This window comes from Sulfitobacter sp. M13 (assembly GCF_053474885.1).
In genome coordinates, this window is the sequence record NZ_CM130281.1 from 2,994,027 (window position 1) to 3,007,716 (window position 13,690).

General features: G+C 58.1%; 17 protein-coding genes. 9 read left to right on the forward strand and 8 right to left on the reverse strand.

Going from position 1 to position 13,690, the window contains the following annotated elements; all coding sequences use genetic code 11:
- Nucleotides 1-477 (forward strand): NUDIX domain-containing protein, encoded by a 477-nt coding sequence (locus ACVBAU_RS14350; protein ID WP_448326846.1) that lies wholly within the window; start codon nucleotides 1-3, stop codon nucleotides 475-477.
- Here the strand turns inward: ACVBAU_RS14350 and ACVBAU_RS14355 are convergent.
- The 4 genes from ACVBAU_RS14355 to ACVBAU_RS14370 form a co-directional block, all read right to left on the reverse strand.
- Nucleotides 443-1,291 carry a DMT family transporter gene (locus ACVBAU_RS14355; RefSeq protein WP_448326847.1) on the reverse strand — a complete coding sequence of 283 codons (849 nt, stop codon included), beginning with the start codon at nucleotides 1,289-1,291 and terminating at the stop codon, nucleotides 443-445. The two genes, ACVBAU_RS14350 and ACVBAU_RS14355, sit on opposite strands and share 35 nt — an antisense overlap.
- A 110-nt stretch (nucleotides 1,292-1,401) precedes the next feature.
- Nucleotides 1,402-3,048: a chaperonin GroEL gene (gene groL / locus ACVBAU_RS14360; RefSeq protein ID WP_138922730.1), complete on the reverse strand. Its 1,647-nt coding sequence runs from the start codon at nucleotides 3,046-3,048 to the stop codon at nucleotides 1,402-1,404.
- A 74-nt stretch (nucleotides 3,049-3,122) separates the two neighbouring features.
- Nucleotides 3,123-3,410: a co-chaperone GroES gene (locus tag ACVBAU_RS14365; protein WP_138922729.1), complete on the reverse strand. Its 288-nt coding sequence runs from the start codon at nucleotides 3,408-3,410 to the stop codon at nucleotides 3,123-3,125.
- Between the two features lie 177 nt (nucleotides 3,411-3,587).
- Nucleotides 3,588-4,268: a DUF2161 domain-containing phosphodiesterase gene (locus tag ACVBAU_RS14370; protein ID WP_448326850.1), complete on the reverse strand. Its 681-nt coding sequence runs from the start codon at nucleotides 4,266-4,268 to the stop codon at nucleotides 3,588-3,590.
- A 133-nt stretch (nucleotides 4,269-4,401) separates the two neighbouring features.
- Here ACVBAU_RS14370 and ACVBAU_RS14375 point away from each other — a divergent pair, with 133 nt between their 5' ends.
- Nucleotides 4,402-5,322 carry a manganese-dependent inorganic pyrophosphatase gene (locus ACVBAU_RS14375; protein WP_448326852.1) on the forward strand — a complete coding sequence of 307 codons (921 nt, stop codon included), beginning with the start codon at nucleotides 4,402-4,404 and terminating at the stop codon, nucleotides 5,320-5,322.
- 107 nt (nucleotides 5,323-5,429) lie between these two features.
- On the opposite strand, the gene ACVBAU_RS14380 is transcribed toward ACVBAU_RS14375, so the two are convergent.
- Nucleotides 5,430-5,996 (reverse strand): carboxymuconolactone decarboxylase family protein, encoded by a 567-nt coding sequence (locus ACVBAU_RS14380; protein WP_448326854.1) that lies wholly within the window; start codon nucleotides 5,994-5,996, stop codon nucleotides 5,430-5,432.
- Between the two features lie 99 nt (nucleotides 5,997-6,095).
- Between ACVBAU_RS14380 and ACVBAU_RS14385 the strand changes: the two genes are divergently transcribed.
- From ACVBAU_RS14385 to ACVBAU_RS14410, 6 genes are all read left to right on the forward strand, one after another.
- Nucleotides 6,096-6,668 (forward strand): TetR/AcrR family transcriptional regulator, encoded by a 573-nt coding sequence (locus ACVBAU_RS14385; protein ID WP_138922726.1) that lies wholly within the window; start codon nucleotides 6,096-6,098, stop codon nucleotides 6,666-6,668.
- A 101-nt stretch (nucleotides 6,669-6,769) separates the two neighbouring features.
- The gene (locus tag ACVBAU_RS14390) at nucleotides 6,770-7,642 is read left to right on the forward strand and encodes a TIGR01459 family HAD-type hydrolase (protein WP_138922725.1); all 873 of its coding nucleotides are present in this window, start codon (nucleotides 6,770-6,772) and stop codon (nucleotides 7,640-7,642) included.
- Between the two features lie 90 nt (nucleotides 7,643-7,732).
- Entirely contained in the window at nucleotides 7,733-8,176 is a 444-nt protein-coding gene (locus ACVBAU_RS14395) for a MaoC family dehydratase (RefSeq protein ID WP_093731901.1), read from the forward strand.
- Nucleotides 8,177-8,281: 105 nt separating this feature from the next.
- Complete coding sequence (locus ACVBAU_RS14400) at nucleotides 8,282-9,214, forward strand: bifunctional riboflavin kinase/FAD synthetase (RefSeq protein WP_448326857.1); 933 nt, start codon at nucleotides 8,282-8,284, stop codon at nucleotides 9,212-9,214.
- The gene (locus tag ACVBAU_RS14405; RefSeq protein ID WP_448326859.1) at nucleotides 9,211-9,681 is read left to right on the forward strand and encodes a YcgN family cysteine cluster protein; all 471 of its coding nucleotides are present in this window, start codon (nucleotides 9,211-9,213) and stop codon (nucleotides 9,679-9,681) included. Before ACVBAU_RS14400 ends, ACVBAU_RS14405 begins: the two co-directional genes overlap by 4 nt.
- Nucleotides 9,681-10,718, forward strand: coding sequence for a threonine aldolase family protein (locus tag ACVBAU_RS14410; protein WP_448326860.1), 1,038 nt, complete (start codon nucleotides 9,681-9,683; stop codon nucleotides 10,716-10,718). Before ACVBAU_RS14405 ends, ACVBAU_RS14410 begins: the two co-directional genes overlap by 1 nt.
- A 3-nt stretch (nucleotides 10,719-10,721) precedes the next feature.
- On the opposite strand, the gene ACVBAU_RS14415 is transcribed toward ACVBAU_RS14410, so the two are convergent.
- On the reverse strand, nucleotides 10,722-11,510 hold the full coding sequence (locus ACVBAU_RS14415; protein WP_448326862.1) for an alpha/beta fold hydrolase: 789 nt from the start codon (nucleotides 11,508-11,510) through the stop codon (nucleotides 10,722-10,724).
- The gene (locus ACVBAU_RS14420; protein ID WP_138922720.1) at nucleotides 11,507-12,103 is read right to left on the reverse strand and encodes a 2-hydroxychromene-2-carboxylate isomerase; all 597 of its coding nucleotides are present in this window, start codon (nucleotides 12,101-12,103) and stop codon (nucleotides 11,507-11,509) included. Before ACVBAU_RS14420 ends, ACVBAU_RS14415 begins: the two co-directional genes overlap by 4 nt.
- Before the next feature lie 109 nt (nucleotides 12,104-12,212).
- Here ACVBAU_RS14420 and ACVBAU_RS14425 point away from each other — a divergent pair, with 109 nt between their 5' ends.
- Complete coding sequence (locus tag ACVBAU_RS14425) at nucleotides 12,213-13,232, forward strand: ribose-phosphate pyrophosphokinase (RefSeq protein WP_138922719.1); 1,020 nt, start codon at nucleotides 12,213-12,215, stop codon at nucleotides 13,230-13,232.
- Between the two features lie 31 nt (nucleotides 13,233-13,263).
- Here the strand turns inward: ACVBAU_RS14425 and ACVBAU_RS14430 are convergent, their stop codons facing one another.
- Nucleotides 13,264-13,602, reverse strand: coding sequence for an H-type lectin domain-containing protein (locus ACVBAU_RS14430; protein WP_138922718.1), 339 nt, complete (start codon nucleotides 13,600-13,602; stop codon nucleotides 13,264-13,266).
- Nucleotides 13,603-13,690 lie beyond the last annotated feature (88 nt).

The following is a 13,690-nucleotide window of genomic DNA, read 5'->3' on the forward strand; positions in this document are numbered from 1 at the left end:
ATGCGGCGCAAGATTGAGGGTAAGATGGCGGAAACTAGCCCGCGTTTGGCGGTACGGGCCGTGTTGGTCCATGACGGGCGGTTGCTGTTGGTCAACGCCTATCCTGACGGGAAAAGCGACCTCATGTGTGCGCCGGGCGGCGGGGTAGAAAAAGGCAGTTCTCTCCCCGATAATCTGATCCGCGAAGTCTATGAAGAAACCGGCCTGCGCATCCATGTGGGGACGCCCTGTCTGGTCAATGAATTTCACGATCCTGCTGGCGACTTTCACCAAGTGGATATCTACTTTCGCTGCACGGTGATCGGCTCTGCTGGTGTGGACCCCGCGTGGCAGGATGCCGAAAGGATCGTGACCGACCGTCGATGGGTCACGCGTGATCAGATGCGCGCCCTTCGGGTCAAGCCGGACAGTCTCGCAAAGGTCGCATTTGACAGCGATCCGATCACTTACGACCCGTTGGAGCCGATCGTGCGCTGACCGCCAGCGCGATCCCACCAAGCACCAATGCGGTGGCGACAACAACCTTTGCCCCGAGCGGTTCGCCCAAGATCAAAGCGCCGGCAATGATCGCGATCACGGGCACCGACAGTTGCACCACCGCCGCCGTTGCCTGCGCCAGCTTTGGCAACACAGCATACCACAGCGCGTATCCCAGCCCAGAGGTCACCGCCCCGCACACCACGCCAAGCGCAATCCCTGTGGGTGTGTAGAAGGTTGGCTGCACAAGCAGCAGCACCGCAACCAGCGGGGTGCACATCACAAAGTTACCCGCGCTACCTGCCAGCGGGTCGGATGCGCCCCTGCCGATGATCGTGTAGGCCGCCCACCCTAGCCCCGCCGCGATCATCAGGGCTGCCCCCAGCGGATCGACTGAAACTCCTTGAGATGGCCAGAGCACCAGTACCAATCCGGCAAAGGCCACCGCCGCCCCCAGCAACTTGCGCGGTGTCGGGGTCACGCCGAACAGCGCGCCATGGGTGAACATGGCGATTTGCACCACGCCGAAAAGGATCAGCGCACCCAGCCCTGCGTCCAGCGTGAGATAGGCGAGGGAAAAGCCGATGATATAGATCGCAAGCGTGATCGCCCCAAGCCCCTGCTGACGTCGTATCAGCGGCACCCGCCCGCCGCGTATCAGCACCAGCATGGCAAGCAGCACCGCGCCGGACAGCACCCGCACGACGGCAAAACCAGTGGGGTCTATATGCCCCCCTGCAATGGCAAAACGGGTCAGAATGGAATTGGCCGCAAAGGCGACCATCACAAGGGCGGTGAGGGAAAGAATACGCATGGCGTTTGCTTAGGCTACCGTTGCACGACGCACCACGAAAAAGGGGCGCATCTGGTGATGCGCCCCTTAATTCTGCTAGCACAAGGGCGTGAACGCCCCCGCAGCGTGATTTACATCATGCCGCCCATGCCGCCCATGCCACCCATATCGGGCATGCCGCCTGCGCCGCCGTCTTTCGACGGTTTGTCGGCAACCATGGCTTCGGTTGTGATCAGCAGACCGGCAACGGATGCCGCGTCTTGCAGAGCTGTACGCACAACTTTGGCAGGGTCGATAACACCAAACTTGAACATGTCGCCATATTCTTCGGTCTGAGCGTTAAAGCCGAACTTCAGGTCGTCGCTTTCGCGGATTTTGCCGGCCACTACGGAACCGTCAACACCAGCGTTTTCAGCAATCTGACGCAGAGGCGCTTCGAGCGCTTTGCGAACGATGCTGATACCAACGTTTTGGTCTGCGTTGTCGCCTGTCAGTCCTTCGAGCTTTTTGCCCGCTTGAACCAGTGCAACACCACCACCAACAACGATACCTTCTTGAACAGCGGCACGTGTCGCGTTCAGGGCATCGTCAACGCGGTCTTTGCGCTCTTTTACTTCAACTTCGGACATGCCGCCGACGCGGATAACAGCAACACCGCCTGCCAGTTTGGCAACGCGCTCTTGCAGTTTTTCTTTGTCGTAGTCGGATGTGGTTTCTTCGATCTGGTTACGGATCTGAGCAACGCGTGCTTCGATCTCGGCCTTCTCGCCAGCGCCATCAATGATCGTTGTAAGATCTTTGGTGATGGTGACTTTCTTGGCAGAACCCAGCATGTCCATGGTCACGGACTCGAGCTTCATGCCCAGATCTTCGGAGATCACTTGACCGCCTGTCAGGATAGCAAGGTCTTGCAGCATGGCTTTGCGGCGATCGCCGAAACCAGGTGCTTTGACCGCTGCGATTTTCAGGCCGCCGCGCAGTTTGTTAACAACCAAAGTTGCCAGCGCTTCGCCTTCAACATCTTCCGAGATGATCAGCAGTGGTTTTTGCGACTGGATCACTTGCTCCAGCAGGGGAACCATTGGCTGCAGCGAGGAGAGTTTTTTCTCGTGCAGCAGGATGATCGCGTCTTCCAGTTCGACAGTCATTTTGTCGGAGTTGGTGACGAAGTAAGGGGACAGGTAACCGCGGTCGAACTGCATGCCTTCAACAACATCGGTTTCTGTTTCCAGACCTTTGTTTTCTTCGACGGTGATCACACCTTCGTTGCCGACTTTCTGCATCGCGTCTGCGATCTGACGGCCGATTTCTTTCTCGCCGTTTGCAGAGATGGTGCCGACTTGGGCAACTTCGTCGCTGTCGTTGACAGGGCGCGCCGCTGCTTTAATCGCTTCGACGACTTTCAACGTGGCCAAATCGATGCCGCGCTTCAGGTCCATCGGGTTCATGCCAGCGGCAACCGATTTCATGCCTTCTTTAACGATGGCTTGGGCCAGAACGGTTGCGGTTGTTGTACCGTCACCCGCTTCGTCGTTGGTCCGGGAAGCAACTTCCTTAACCATCTGTGCGCCCATGTTTTCGAACTTGTCTTCCAGTTCGATCTCTTTGGCTACGGATACACCGTCTTTGGTGATGCGTGGTGCGCCAAAGGATTTGTCGAGCACAACGTTGCGGCCTTTGGGGCCCAGTGTGACTTTGACGGCATCAGCAAGGATGTTCACACCCTTAAGCATCTTGTTTCGGGCGTCGGTCCCGAATTTTACGTCCTTAGCAGACATAGTGTCTTCTCCTAAATTCTTGTTTTGATGTCAGCGTGTCGTGGGTGGGGCGCATGGCCCTGTCTGTCCTGAAATCAGGACAAGATCCCCATGATGTCGCTTTCTTTCATCATCAGAAGCTCTTCGTCGTCGAGCGTGACTTCTGTACCGGACCACTTGCCGAACAATACTTTGTCACCGACTTTTACAGCCATTTCGATCAACTCACCGCTGTCCTTGCGTGCGCCTTCGCCACAAGCAACGATTTCGCCCTCGGCGGGCTTTTCTTTTGCGGAATCAGGGATGATCAAGCCACCCTTGGTTTTTTCTTCGCTTTCGGTGCGACGCACCAACACGCGGTCGTGTAGCGGTTTTAATGCCATCTTTCAGCTCCTTAAGGCTCAAAGTTATTCTCCCAAGCCGTCCCTCCGGTCGAGGGATCTGGCTATTAGCACTCAGGCCCGCCGAGTGCTAACGAGGGATAGCTAAGCGCGTCATCGGCACTAGTCAACCACGGTAATTTGAAAAATTTTAAGCAACCCGCGCCTTGCAAAGCAACGCTAGTCAGCGCCCAACACACGGCCTGCAGCTGAAACGGCGTCGGCACCTGTTGGGGTCAGGCCGTACACGCCTGTCTCGATCTTTTCAAACCACCCATAATGATTGTCGCGCATCATGGCGGTTGCCCGCTGAACCCCGGCTTCGCGGGCGACATGCGCGCCCTTGCTGGCCCCTGCCTCGAACAGATACATCGCGAGCTTCAGCGCATCTTGGCGGTAGGCGGTGACCAGCCCTGCCCGCGTTTGCCCCCCGTCATTCGGGTCGCCCTGCCGGCGCGCGAATTCGCGTAGCAGTCGTGCCTGCCGTTTCGCGTTCTTGCGCGGCGCATAAGGCCCCGGATCGCAGTGCACTTCGACCAACCCGTCGTTCAGCCGCACGGTGATCAGCCCTAACCCCAAACGCCGCGCCAGCGCCGTGTTGTCCTTTGTCGCCTTGGCAAACCGTTTACCGGGCTGGCGCGCGACAGCCAGATAGACGTCATCACTGACGGACAGGCGCGCGATACATTGATGAAACAGCGTCAGGCTAAAGCCGATCTTCAGTTCTACCACCACCGGCGGCTCTGCCCCCCGTACGGCCACGACATCCGCCGCGCCCACCTCGGATTTAACGACATAACCCTGATCCTCCAGAAAGGATTTGATCGGCGGGTAAAGGTCGGTTTCGCGGGGTTTTGTCATAAACGCAGTGCTACCAGCTTTGCCCCGCCGCTGAGAACCCCAAAGCTGCGCGTATCAGGCAGGTGGTGACAAGTGCTACAACCAGCCATATAAGGCGCGCAAATCAACACTCTCCCACTGCAGGATATCCCCTATGACAACGCTTGTTTTTGGCCATAAATCACCCGACACCGATAGCACCGGCAGCCCGATCATCTGGGCATGGTACCTGAACGAAATCAAAGGCGTCGCCGCCTCCCCCGCCCTGCTGGGCGAACCCAACACCGAAGCGCTGTTCATGTTGGACCACTGGAAACTGGACAAGCCACAGATCATTGATGACGTGCAAGCCGACCAGCCCGTCGTGATCGTTGACACCAACAACCCTGCGGAACTGCCTGCCAGCATCAATGACGCGAACATCACCACGATCATCGATCACCACCGTCTGGTAGGCGGGCTTGAAACCAAAGGCCCCGTCAACATCGTGATGGAAACGCTCGCCTGTACGGCGACGATCATGTACAAAATGATCGGTGATGACATGGCGCAGATGCCCGAGAACATCAAAGGCGCGATGCTGACCTGCATCCTGTCCGACACGCTGGAATTCCGCAGCCCGACCACCACGCAAGAAGACACCGCCATCGCCCACGCGCTGGCCAAAGATCTGGGCGTCGACATTCCCGCATATGCGGCACAGATGTTTGCTGCCAAATCCGACGTGTCCTCTTTCTCCGAAGCGGAACTGCTGCGGATGGACAGCAAGGAATACGAAGTCGACGGCAAGAAATTCCGTGTCTCTGTTCTGGAAACCACGTCGCCTGCCACGGTGCTGAACCGCAAGGATGCGCTGATGGCTGCGATGCCCGGCGTTGCGACAGAAGACGGTGCCGATCAGGTGCTGCTGTTCGTTGTCGACATCCTGAACGAAGAAGCCACCATGCTGATCCCCAACGAATTTACCAAGTCCGTGGCCGAGAAAAGCTTTGGCGCAACGGTTACCGGTGATAGCGTTGTTCTACCCGGCGTGATGAGCCGCAAAAAGCAGATTATTCCGAACATCAAAGTTTAATCTGACCTAAATCGCCATCCCCCGCCAAGGGGTCACAGACGCAAAAAAGGCCCCCTGAAACTCAGGGGGCCTTTTGTCATTTCAGCCCTACGCCGGAGCGTAGAGACTTATACCTTCAAAGGCGTGTCGCCACGCTCCCATGCCAGCGGCTTGAACACGTCGTCGACGGGCGTTTGTGCGACGTGGTTCACGTAGTTGGACATGGTTTTCTGCGCCATCCCAAGGATCACATCCAGCACGGCACGGTGGCCATAGCCCGCGCCAAAGAACGCTTTCATCTGATCGTCAGAGGCGTTGCCACGCTGGCGGAACATCTGAACGGTGAATGTACGCAGTGCCTCCAGCTTGGGTGTCGGCAGCGCGGTTTCGTTGCGCAGAGCATCGGAAATTTCGTCCGATACCTTCATCATTTTGGCAATACCGGTGTGTGCGGGCACACAGTAGTGGCATTCGTTTTCAACGTTGATCGCCTGCCAGACAACCGTCAGCTCTTCTGCGTCGAAATCGGTTTCGGTGAACAATTTGTGCAGCACCTGATAGCCTTCATAGGCCTGCGGGCTCTCGGCCAGAACCTTGTGCAGACCGGGCAAACGGCCAAAGGCTTTCTGCGACTGCTCAAGCAACGGCTTGGAGGCTTCGGGGGCGGTATCAAGATCGTGGGACGGGAAGGACATGGAAAAGCTCCTGTAAATGTTTCGCTGAGGTACATTTAGGGTTTATTGAGCGATCACTCAAGTATATAATTGAGCAATCATTCAAGAAAAGGTGATCCCATGCCCCGCAAGCCCAACTATGACCGTGACGATCTTATCGAACGCGCCCGCGATCTGTTCTGGCAGCGCGGTTGGGCTGGCACCTCGCTTAAGGATCTGGAAGCGAGCCTGCAGATGAAGCCGGGCAGTTTTTACGCCGCCTTCGGGTCTAAGGACGCGTTGTTCGAGCTTGCACTGGATAGATACGCCGCCGACGGGACAGAGCGGATGAAGACGCTTGCCCGCAACGAAGGGCCCCTCCCCGCGCTGCAAAAATTCCCATGTATGGTCATTTCAAACGACACCGCCCCCGCCAAGGCCTGCATGTTGTCGAAGACTCTGCTGGAACTTCAGGCCCACCGTCATCCGCTGGCGCAAAAGGCAAACACGCACTTGCTAAAGATGGAGCAGATGTTCGCGGAGCTGTTTGCCCAAGCCCAAGCCGCGGGCGATATCAGCGCCGGTCACAACCCGCGCAGTCTGGCGCGGCGCTATCAGTCTGACGTGTTGGGGTTGCGCGTTTCTGCGGAACGTGAGGGCGTGGATGCGGCAGCCATCGCGGGCGAAATCGCGGACGGACTGGCGCGGCTCTGACATTTGGCGCGGGTGTGTTTGCGTATTTCGCTGCCCAGTTGCCCCGCGGGGGGATGTGTGCTTTCTGCGGTGCAAAGCTCTTGCAGATTGGAAAGCGGCTCATGACCCAAATTATCAGTAACCTTTTCGAAATCTCTGACCGCTATGACGCGTTATTCGTCGACCTTTGGGGCTGTGTCCATGACGGCGTCAAGGCGCTGCCAGACGCGGTGACCGCACTGCAAGCCTACCGCAACGGCGGGGGCAAGGTGGTACTCGTCACAAACTCCCCCCGCCCCCGCGACGGCGTGATCAAACAACTGGCGCATTTTGGCGTACCGGACGACGCATGGGACGACATTGCCACCTCGGGCGACTCTGCGCGCACGGCGATGTATAGCGGCATGGTGGGTACACAGGTCTGGCACCTTGGCCCGCCCAGCGACAAACATTTCTTTGATCCTAGCGATGTGCTCGACGCCCCCGCCGACATCCAGCGTGTCGCGCTGGAGGACGCCGAAGGCATCGTGTGCACCGGTCCCTTCGACCCGTCCGAAGACCCCTCTGTGCTGCGCCCGCAACTGCTTTATGCCAAGCAAAAGGGGCTCAAGCTGCTGTGCGCGAACCCTGACATCGTGGTGGACCGTGGCGATGTGCGCGAATGGTGCGCGGGGGCTGTGGCGGCGCTTTATACCGAAATGGGCGGTGAAAGCCTGTATTTCGGCAAGCCGCACCCACCGATCTATGATCTGGCCCGCCGCAAGCTTTATGCGTTGGACAAAGACATCTCTGACAGTGGCATTCTGGCAATCGGTGACGGTATTCATACCGACATCAAAGGAGCCATGGGCGAAGATATCGATTCGCTTTTCATCTCCGGCGGGCTTGCCGCGCGGGAAACGGAAACCGAAACCCAACCCGATCCCGATGCGCTGACCCGCTATCTGGAAAAGGAAACATCGGCCCCGACTTACACGATTGGGCACCTACGCTGACCCACTTTTTCCTTGCGTTTCTGCACCTGCAAAGTAATTAAGTTTCACACCACCTATAAATATCGTCACTTTATTACTGAAAGGGCTGGCATGTTGGATAATCTGCCCCGCGGAACGATCTGTATCGAAGATATCGAAATCGGCATGACGCGCTATCTGCGCAAGGTCGTCACCGACGAAGACATCGAGATGTTCGCCCAGGTGTCCACCGACCGTAATCCGGTGCACCTGGACGACGCCTATGCGCAGGACACCATCTTTGAAGGGCGGATTGCCCATGGGATGCTGACCGCCGGCCTGATTTCTGCTGTAATCGGAGAGCAACTGCCCGGGCATGGTACCGTTTATATGGCACAGTCTCTCAAGTTTCTGGCCCCCGTGCGCCCCGGCGATCTAGTCTATGCAGAGGTTAAGGTCACCAATATCGAATTCGACAAACGCCGTGTGAAACTGGATTGTCACTGTGCGATTGACGGCAAAAAGGTCCTGATTGGCGAGGCAACTGTTCTGGCCCCGTCACGCAAGTTCGACTGACCCCGCATCTGTGATACCTGCGCTACCGGCGACGCTGTGGTTTTTCAGCATCCTGTGCCGCCCCGCTGCTTGTAAGCGGGGGCAGACGGGGCTACCACCTAGCGCATGGAAATCATTCGCGACTATCAATTTGTAACGGCTTCCGATCAGGGGGCAACTGCCGCTATTGGCAACTTTGACGGCGTACATCTGGGGCATCTGTCGGTCATCGACATGGCCCGTGCTGCCCTGCCCGAAGCACCTTTGGGTGTGGTCACATTCGAGCCGCACCCGCGCGAATATTTCGCCCCAGACGCCCCCCCTTTCCGCCTGATGGGTGCAGAGGCCCGCGCACACCAGCTGCAAAAGATCGGCGTCGACAGGCTGTATGAGCTGGGGTTCGATGCCACCTTGTCCAGCCTGAGCCCCCGCGCCTTTGCACAAGAGGTGATCGTCGACGGGTTGGGCCTGCGCCATGTGGTCGTGGGCGCTGACTTTCGCTTTGGCAAGGCGCGCGCTGGCACGGCTGAACACCTGCAGGCCTTCGGTGTCGAGATGGGGTTCGGCGTGACGATTGCCCCGCTGATGGCGAAGGGCCCCGATACGGTATCCTCGACCGCGATCCGCAACGCGTTGACCCAAGCCCGTCCCCGCGACGCTGCTGCGATGCTGGGCCACTGGCACCGGGTCGAAGGCCCTATTCTGCACGGCGAAAAGCGCGGCCGTGAACTCGGGTATCCCACTGCGAATATGTCAATCGACGGGCTGCACCCGCCGGCTTTTGGCGTCTACGCTGTGCTGGTTGATGTGCTTGAGGGGCCGCAAGCTGGTCGGTACCACGGGGTCGCCAGCCTTGGCGTGCGCCCGATGTTCGGCGAGAACAAAGCCAACCTCGAGACGTTCATTTTTGACTTCAAGGGCGATCTATACGGCAAGCATGTCTCAGTCGCGCTTGTCGATCACCTGCGCGGCGAAGAGAGTTTTGACAGCCTCGAAGCGCTGATCACCCAGATGGATGCTGACAGCGCGCAAGCCCGCAGCATATTGGCAATGCTATGACTGATCCGATTGCAACCAAAGGCCTCGCCAAACGGTTTTGGGAAGAGAAGCCGCTGACCAAGATGTCAAAAGACGAATGGGAAGCCTTGTGTGACGGCTGCGGTAAATGCTGCTTGAACAAGCTCGAAGACGAGGACACAGAGGAGGTCGCCCTGACCCGTGTGGCGTGCCGTTTGCTGGATGACGCGACCTGCCGCTGCAGCCACTACGAAAACCGGCACCAGTTCGTGCCCGACTGCATCGTGCTCAAGCCCGAAAACCTTGATACCCACGCCTATTGGATGCCCTTGACCTGCGCCTACCGGCTGCTGTGGCAGGGTAAACCACTGTATGATTGGCACCCGTTGATCAGCGGTGATCCCGACAGTGTGCATCGCGCCGGTATTTCTGTGCAAAACAAGACTGTCTCGGAATTCGACACCCCGTTCGAAGAATGGGAAGACCACATCATCGAGGAGCCAACCTGATGTTTTTTGCCTCTGACAACGCGGGCCCTGTCCATCCCCACATCATGAACCGTCTGGCGCAAGCGAACAGCGGCCACGCGATGCCCTATGGCAATGATGCGATCATGGACGAGGTCCGCGACGCGATCCGCACGGCATTCGAGGCCCCCGAAGCTGCCGTCTATCTGGTCGCCACCGGTACCGCTGCCAACGCCTTGGCTCTAGCCTGCTATACCCAGCCGTGGCAGACAATCTTTTGCTCTGTGACCTCGCATATCCACGAAGACGAATGTAACGCGCCCGAATTCTATGCCGGCGCTGCAAAACTGACCGTGGTTGAAACAGACGATAAGATGACCCCCGAGGCGCTGACACGGGCCATCGAAAAGCACCCAAACGGCAATGTGCATGGCGCGCAGCGCGGCCCGGTGTCGATCACCCAAGTGACAGAACGCGGTTCCGTTCATTCGCTAGAGGAGTTGAACGCGTTGACCGCCGTTGCCAAACGCTATGACCTGCCGGTGCATCTGGACGGGGCGCGGTTTGCCAATGCGCTGGTTGCCTTGGGCTGCACCCCGGCAGAGATGACGTGGAAAGCGGGCGTCGATGTCGTCAGCTTTGGCGGCACCAAGAACGGCTGCATGGGTGTCGAGGCAGTGATCTTCTTTGACCCCGCCAAAGCGTGGGAATTCGAGCTGCGGCGCAAACGCGGTGCGCATCTGTTTTCCAAGCACCGTTTCCTGTCAGCCCAGATGGCGGGCTATCTGCAGGACGATCTGTGGAGGGCGACCGCCACGCAAGCCAATGACAATGCGCGCTATCTGGCGGACGGACTGCGCGCTGCGGGCGCGACAATGTTGCATGAACCCGACGCCAACATGATCTTTGCCAAATGGCCTCGCCGCATCCACCAAAAGTTGCAAGCTGCGGGAGCCAAATACTATGTCATGGACGGCCCGCTGGACAGTGGTGATCCAGACGCGCCTTTGTCTGCGCGGCTGGTCTGTGACTGGTCGATCGGCACAAAGGCCATCGACCAGTTTCTATCGCATTTCTAAGCCCTAAACAGTCGCCAAAAAGCGACGGATTTCAGATGAAACAGCCTGCGGGTGGGTGATCGGGGCCATGTGCCCTGCCCCGTCAATCGCCTTGCGTGTCACATTCGGCAGACGTCGTGCAATGGATGTGCTGATCGCGTCAACCATATCGCCCGACGCACCGCCGTCGATCAACAGCACCGGCATCGTGGCGCGTGCGAACCTGCCAGGCTGAAGCAGCCCGGCATTGTCATCACGCAAGAACGGCTGGCTGGCGGGCACATAGTGGATACGGTCCGCCATATACTGACGCAGCTTTTCGGGCGTCTTTTCCCATCCGCTGCCGTCACCCCAGCCGGTGTTAAAGATGCGCGCCGCCTCCATCCGGTCGCCTGCGTCAAACGCTGCGTCGAACCCGCCGGAGTTACGATCCCCCGCGGCCACCCGCGCCGGATCATCGGCAAGTGCTGCGGCGAAATAAACCGGTTCGATCATCGTCAGGCTGCGCACCAGTTCAGGGTTTTCGATCGCAATCCGCAGACCGATCGTCGCACCGAAGGAATGGCCAATGATGTCAGTAGGTTCGGTCAGCAAATCCCGCACCATATCGGTCGAGCGTTGATGTATGTCGCCCTGCCCGTCCCAGTCATCGGATTTACCGTGTGACGGTAGATCGCAGCACAAAAGTGTCAGATCGTCTGCCAGCGCTTCGCCCACGCCGCGCCAAGCGCCGGAATGGGCCAATGTGCAATGGATCGCCAGCGCCTGACGTGGGCCATGACCGAAACGGCGGGTAAACAAGGCTGAACTCACAGTTTGCCCGCCATCACGAGGTCAAGGTCGTCCAACCGGTCCTGCCCCCAGAACTTGTGGGTGTCATCGAGGATATAGAAAGGCGCACCAAAGACGCCCTTTTCGACGGCTTCCTCCAGATTTCGGGCATAGGTATCGGCACCCTGTAGCAGCCCTTTGTCGGCCAGCGCGGGATCAAAGCCCGCCTTTTCAAGGCAATCGCGGACGACTTCGTCTTCGGCAATATCACGTTCCTCGGCCCAAACGGCGGTCATGAAGAGCTGGCACAGCTTACCCACATCGCCGCCTTCGTTCTGTGCAGCGATGATCGCATAGGATGAAGGCGCGCCGTTGGTTGGCCAATGCGCGGGCTTGAGGTTGAACGGCAATCCCAGTTTCTTGGCCTGACGCGGCAGTTCAATCGCGCGGTATTCCTGCCGCGACGGGTGCCGGTCCTTGGGCGGTTGCCCACCAGTCCGCCCAAAAGCGGTAATCAAATCGAAAGGTTTATAGGTAATCGTCGCCCCGTGTTTGGCGGCAATTTCTTCCAGCCGGTTTCCTGCCAAATAGGCATATGGTGAAAGTGTCGCAAAAAAATAGTCGATATGGGCCATTTGAGGTCTCCGATCAAGGCTGTGCAGCTTTGCCAGACCGTAAGGCCATGCTAAGCGGTGTCAACGTCACGATTCTGTCACATGTTCTGCATCCAGGGACCCTTTGCACATGGCTCAAACCACCGAACCCAAACTGATCTCAGGTAACGCGAACATGCCGTTGGCCAAAGCCATCGCTCGGCGGATGTCGCTGCATCGGGGGGTCAACGTAGGGCTGGTCGACGCACGTGTCGAACGGTTCAATGACGGCGAAATCTTTGTCGAAGTTTACGAAAACGTCCGCGGCGAGGATATGTTCATCATCCAGCCGACGTCGAACCCCGCCAACGACAACCTGATGGAACTGCTGATCATGGCCGACGCGCTGCGCCGGTCATCCGCCGCGCGTGTCACAGCGGTTCTACCCTATTTCGGCTACGCTCGTCAGGACCGTCGCACCAAAGCGCGCACACCGATCACGGCCAAGATGGTCGCGAATATGATGGTAGGCAGTGGCATTGAACGCATCCTGACAATGGATCTGCACGCCGCACAGATTCAGGGATTTTTCGATATTCCCGTCGACAACCTTTATGCGTCGCCCGTGTTTGCGCTGGACATCCAGAACGAATTCAAGGGCCGCATGGATGACCTGATGGTCATTTCCCCCGATGTGGGCGGCGTTGCCCGCGCGCGTGAATTGGCCAAACGCATCAACTCCCCTCTCGCTATCGTGGACAAGCGCCGCGAGAAGGCAGGCGAGATTGCGGAAATGACCGTGATCGGCGATGTGACCGACAAGGTTTGCCTGATTGTGGACGATATTTGCGACACCGCCGGCACCCTGTGCAAAGCGGCCGAAGTATTGCTCGAGAATGGCGCGAAGGAAGTGCACTCTTACATCAGCCACGGCGTGATGTCCGGCCCTGCGGTTGAACGCATCAGCAATTCCGTGATGAAGTCGCTGGTCATCACTGACAGCATCGCCCCCACACCGGCGGTAAAGCAGGCCGCTAACATTCGGATCGTGCCCACGGCACCGATCTTTGCGCAAGCGATCCTGAATATCTGGAACGGCACGTCTGTCTCGTCGCTGTTCGACGCCGACACGCTCGAACCGATCTATGACGGCATGTACAAGCCCGGCTAAGCGCCCCTGAAACAGCGGCTGGGGGCTTGTATTACAGCTCCCAGTCGTCTTGCGGTGACAATGGCCCAATGGCCATCCAAGACGCCCTAACGCGCGCGATACGCGTATCGCCCCAGGTGCGGAACACCAGTTCAAATCCCTCGTTTGTCAAATTCTCTGCTCGTAGATCTGCGCGCATAACTGTCGCGTTATCCACGTCCCACAACGCGAGGGACGTGTGTACAGTTGGGATATCGCGGTACGGTGTAGAAAAGCTGATCGAGTTGCGCCGCTCTCGCTGGCCCTTCCCTGTCCACATTTCGCCGCCATCTTGAAAGTCGGAAAACAAAACAGCCTCTCCGCTGTCGACACCTACACTACTTGCATTCATTCGTTTCATCGAGATGATCTGCCCTACCCTGTCCTACCCAAACAATCCGACAACCTTATGTTAAGGTTCACAAATAGAAAAGGCCCCG

What these genes read in the sequence shown, in the direction of transcription:
- ACVBAU_RS14385 (WP_138922726.1), top strand. Translation starts at nt 6,096, where the DNA reads ATGCCCCGCAAGCCCAACTATGACCGTGACGATCTTATCGAACGCGCC.
- ACVBAU_RS14405 (WP_448326859.1), top strand. Translation starts at nt 9,211, where the DNA reads ATGACTGATCCGATTGCAACCAAAGGCCTCGCCAAACGGTTTTGGGAA.
- ACVBAU_RS14375 (WP_448326852.1), top strand. Translation starts at nt 4,402, where the DNA reads ATGACAACGCTTGTTTTTGGCCATAAATCACCCGACACCGATAGCACC.
- ACVBAU_RS14370 (WP_448326850.1), bottom strand. Translation starts at nt 4,268, where the DNA reads ATGACAAAACCCCGCGAAACCGACCTTTACCCGCCGATCAAATCCTTT.
- ACVBAU_RS14355 (WP_448326847.1), bottom strand. Translation starts at nt 1,291, where the DNA reads ATGCGTATTCTTTCCCTCACCGCCCTTGTGATGGTCGCCTTTGCGGCC.
- ACVBAU_RS14350 (WP_448326846.1), top strand. Translation starts at nt 1, where the DNA reads ATGCGGCGCAAGATTGAGGGTAAGATGGCGGAAACTAGCCCGCGTTTG.
- ACVBAU_RS14390 (WP_138922725.1), top strand. Translation starts at nt 6,770, where the DNA reads ATGACCCAAATTATCAGTAACCTTTTCGAAATCTCTGACCGCTATGAC.
- ACVBAU_RS14400 (WP_448326857.1), top strand. Translation starts at nt 8,282, where the DNA reads ATGGAAATCATTCGCGACTATCAATTTGTAACGGCTTCCGATCAGGGG.
- groL (WP_138922730.1), bottom strand. Translation starts at nt 3,048, where the DNA reads ATGTCTGCTAAGGACGTAAAATTCGGGACCGACGCCCGAAACAAGATG.
- ACVBAU_RS14410 (WP_448326860.1), top strand. Translation starts at nt 9,681, where the DNA reads ATGTTTTTTGCCTCTGACAACGCGGGCCCTGTCCATCCCCACATCATG.
- ACVBAU_RS14420 (WP_138922720.1), bottom strand. Translation starts at nt 12,103, where the DNA reads ATGGCCCATATCGACTATTTTTTTGCGACACTTTCACCATATGCCTAT.
- ACVBAU_RS14425 (WP_138922719.1), top strand. Translation starts at nt 12,213, where the DNA reads ATGGCTCAAACCACCGAACCCAAACTGATCTCAGGTAACGCGAACATG.
- ACVBAU_RS14380 (WP_448326854.1), bottom strand. Translation starts at nt 5,996, where the DNA reads ATGTCCTTCCCGTCCCACGATCTTGATACCGCCCCCGAAGCCTCCAAG.
- ACVBAU_RS14365 (WP_138922729.1), bottom strand. Translation starts at nt 3,410, where the DNA reads ATGGCATTAAAACCGCTACACGACCGCGTGTTGGTGCGTCGCACCGAA.
- ACVBAU_RS14395 (WP_093731901.1), top strand. Translation starts at nt 7,733, where the DNA reads ATGTTGGATAATCTGCCCCGCGGAACGATCTGTATCGAAGATATCGAA.
- ACVBAU_RS14430 (WP_138922718.1), bottom strand. Translation starts at nt 13,602, where the DNA reads ATGAATGCAAGTAGTGTAGGTGTCGACAGCGGAGAGGCTGTTTTGTTT.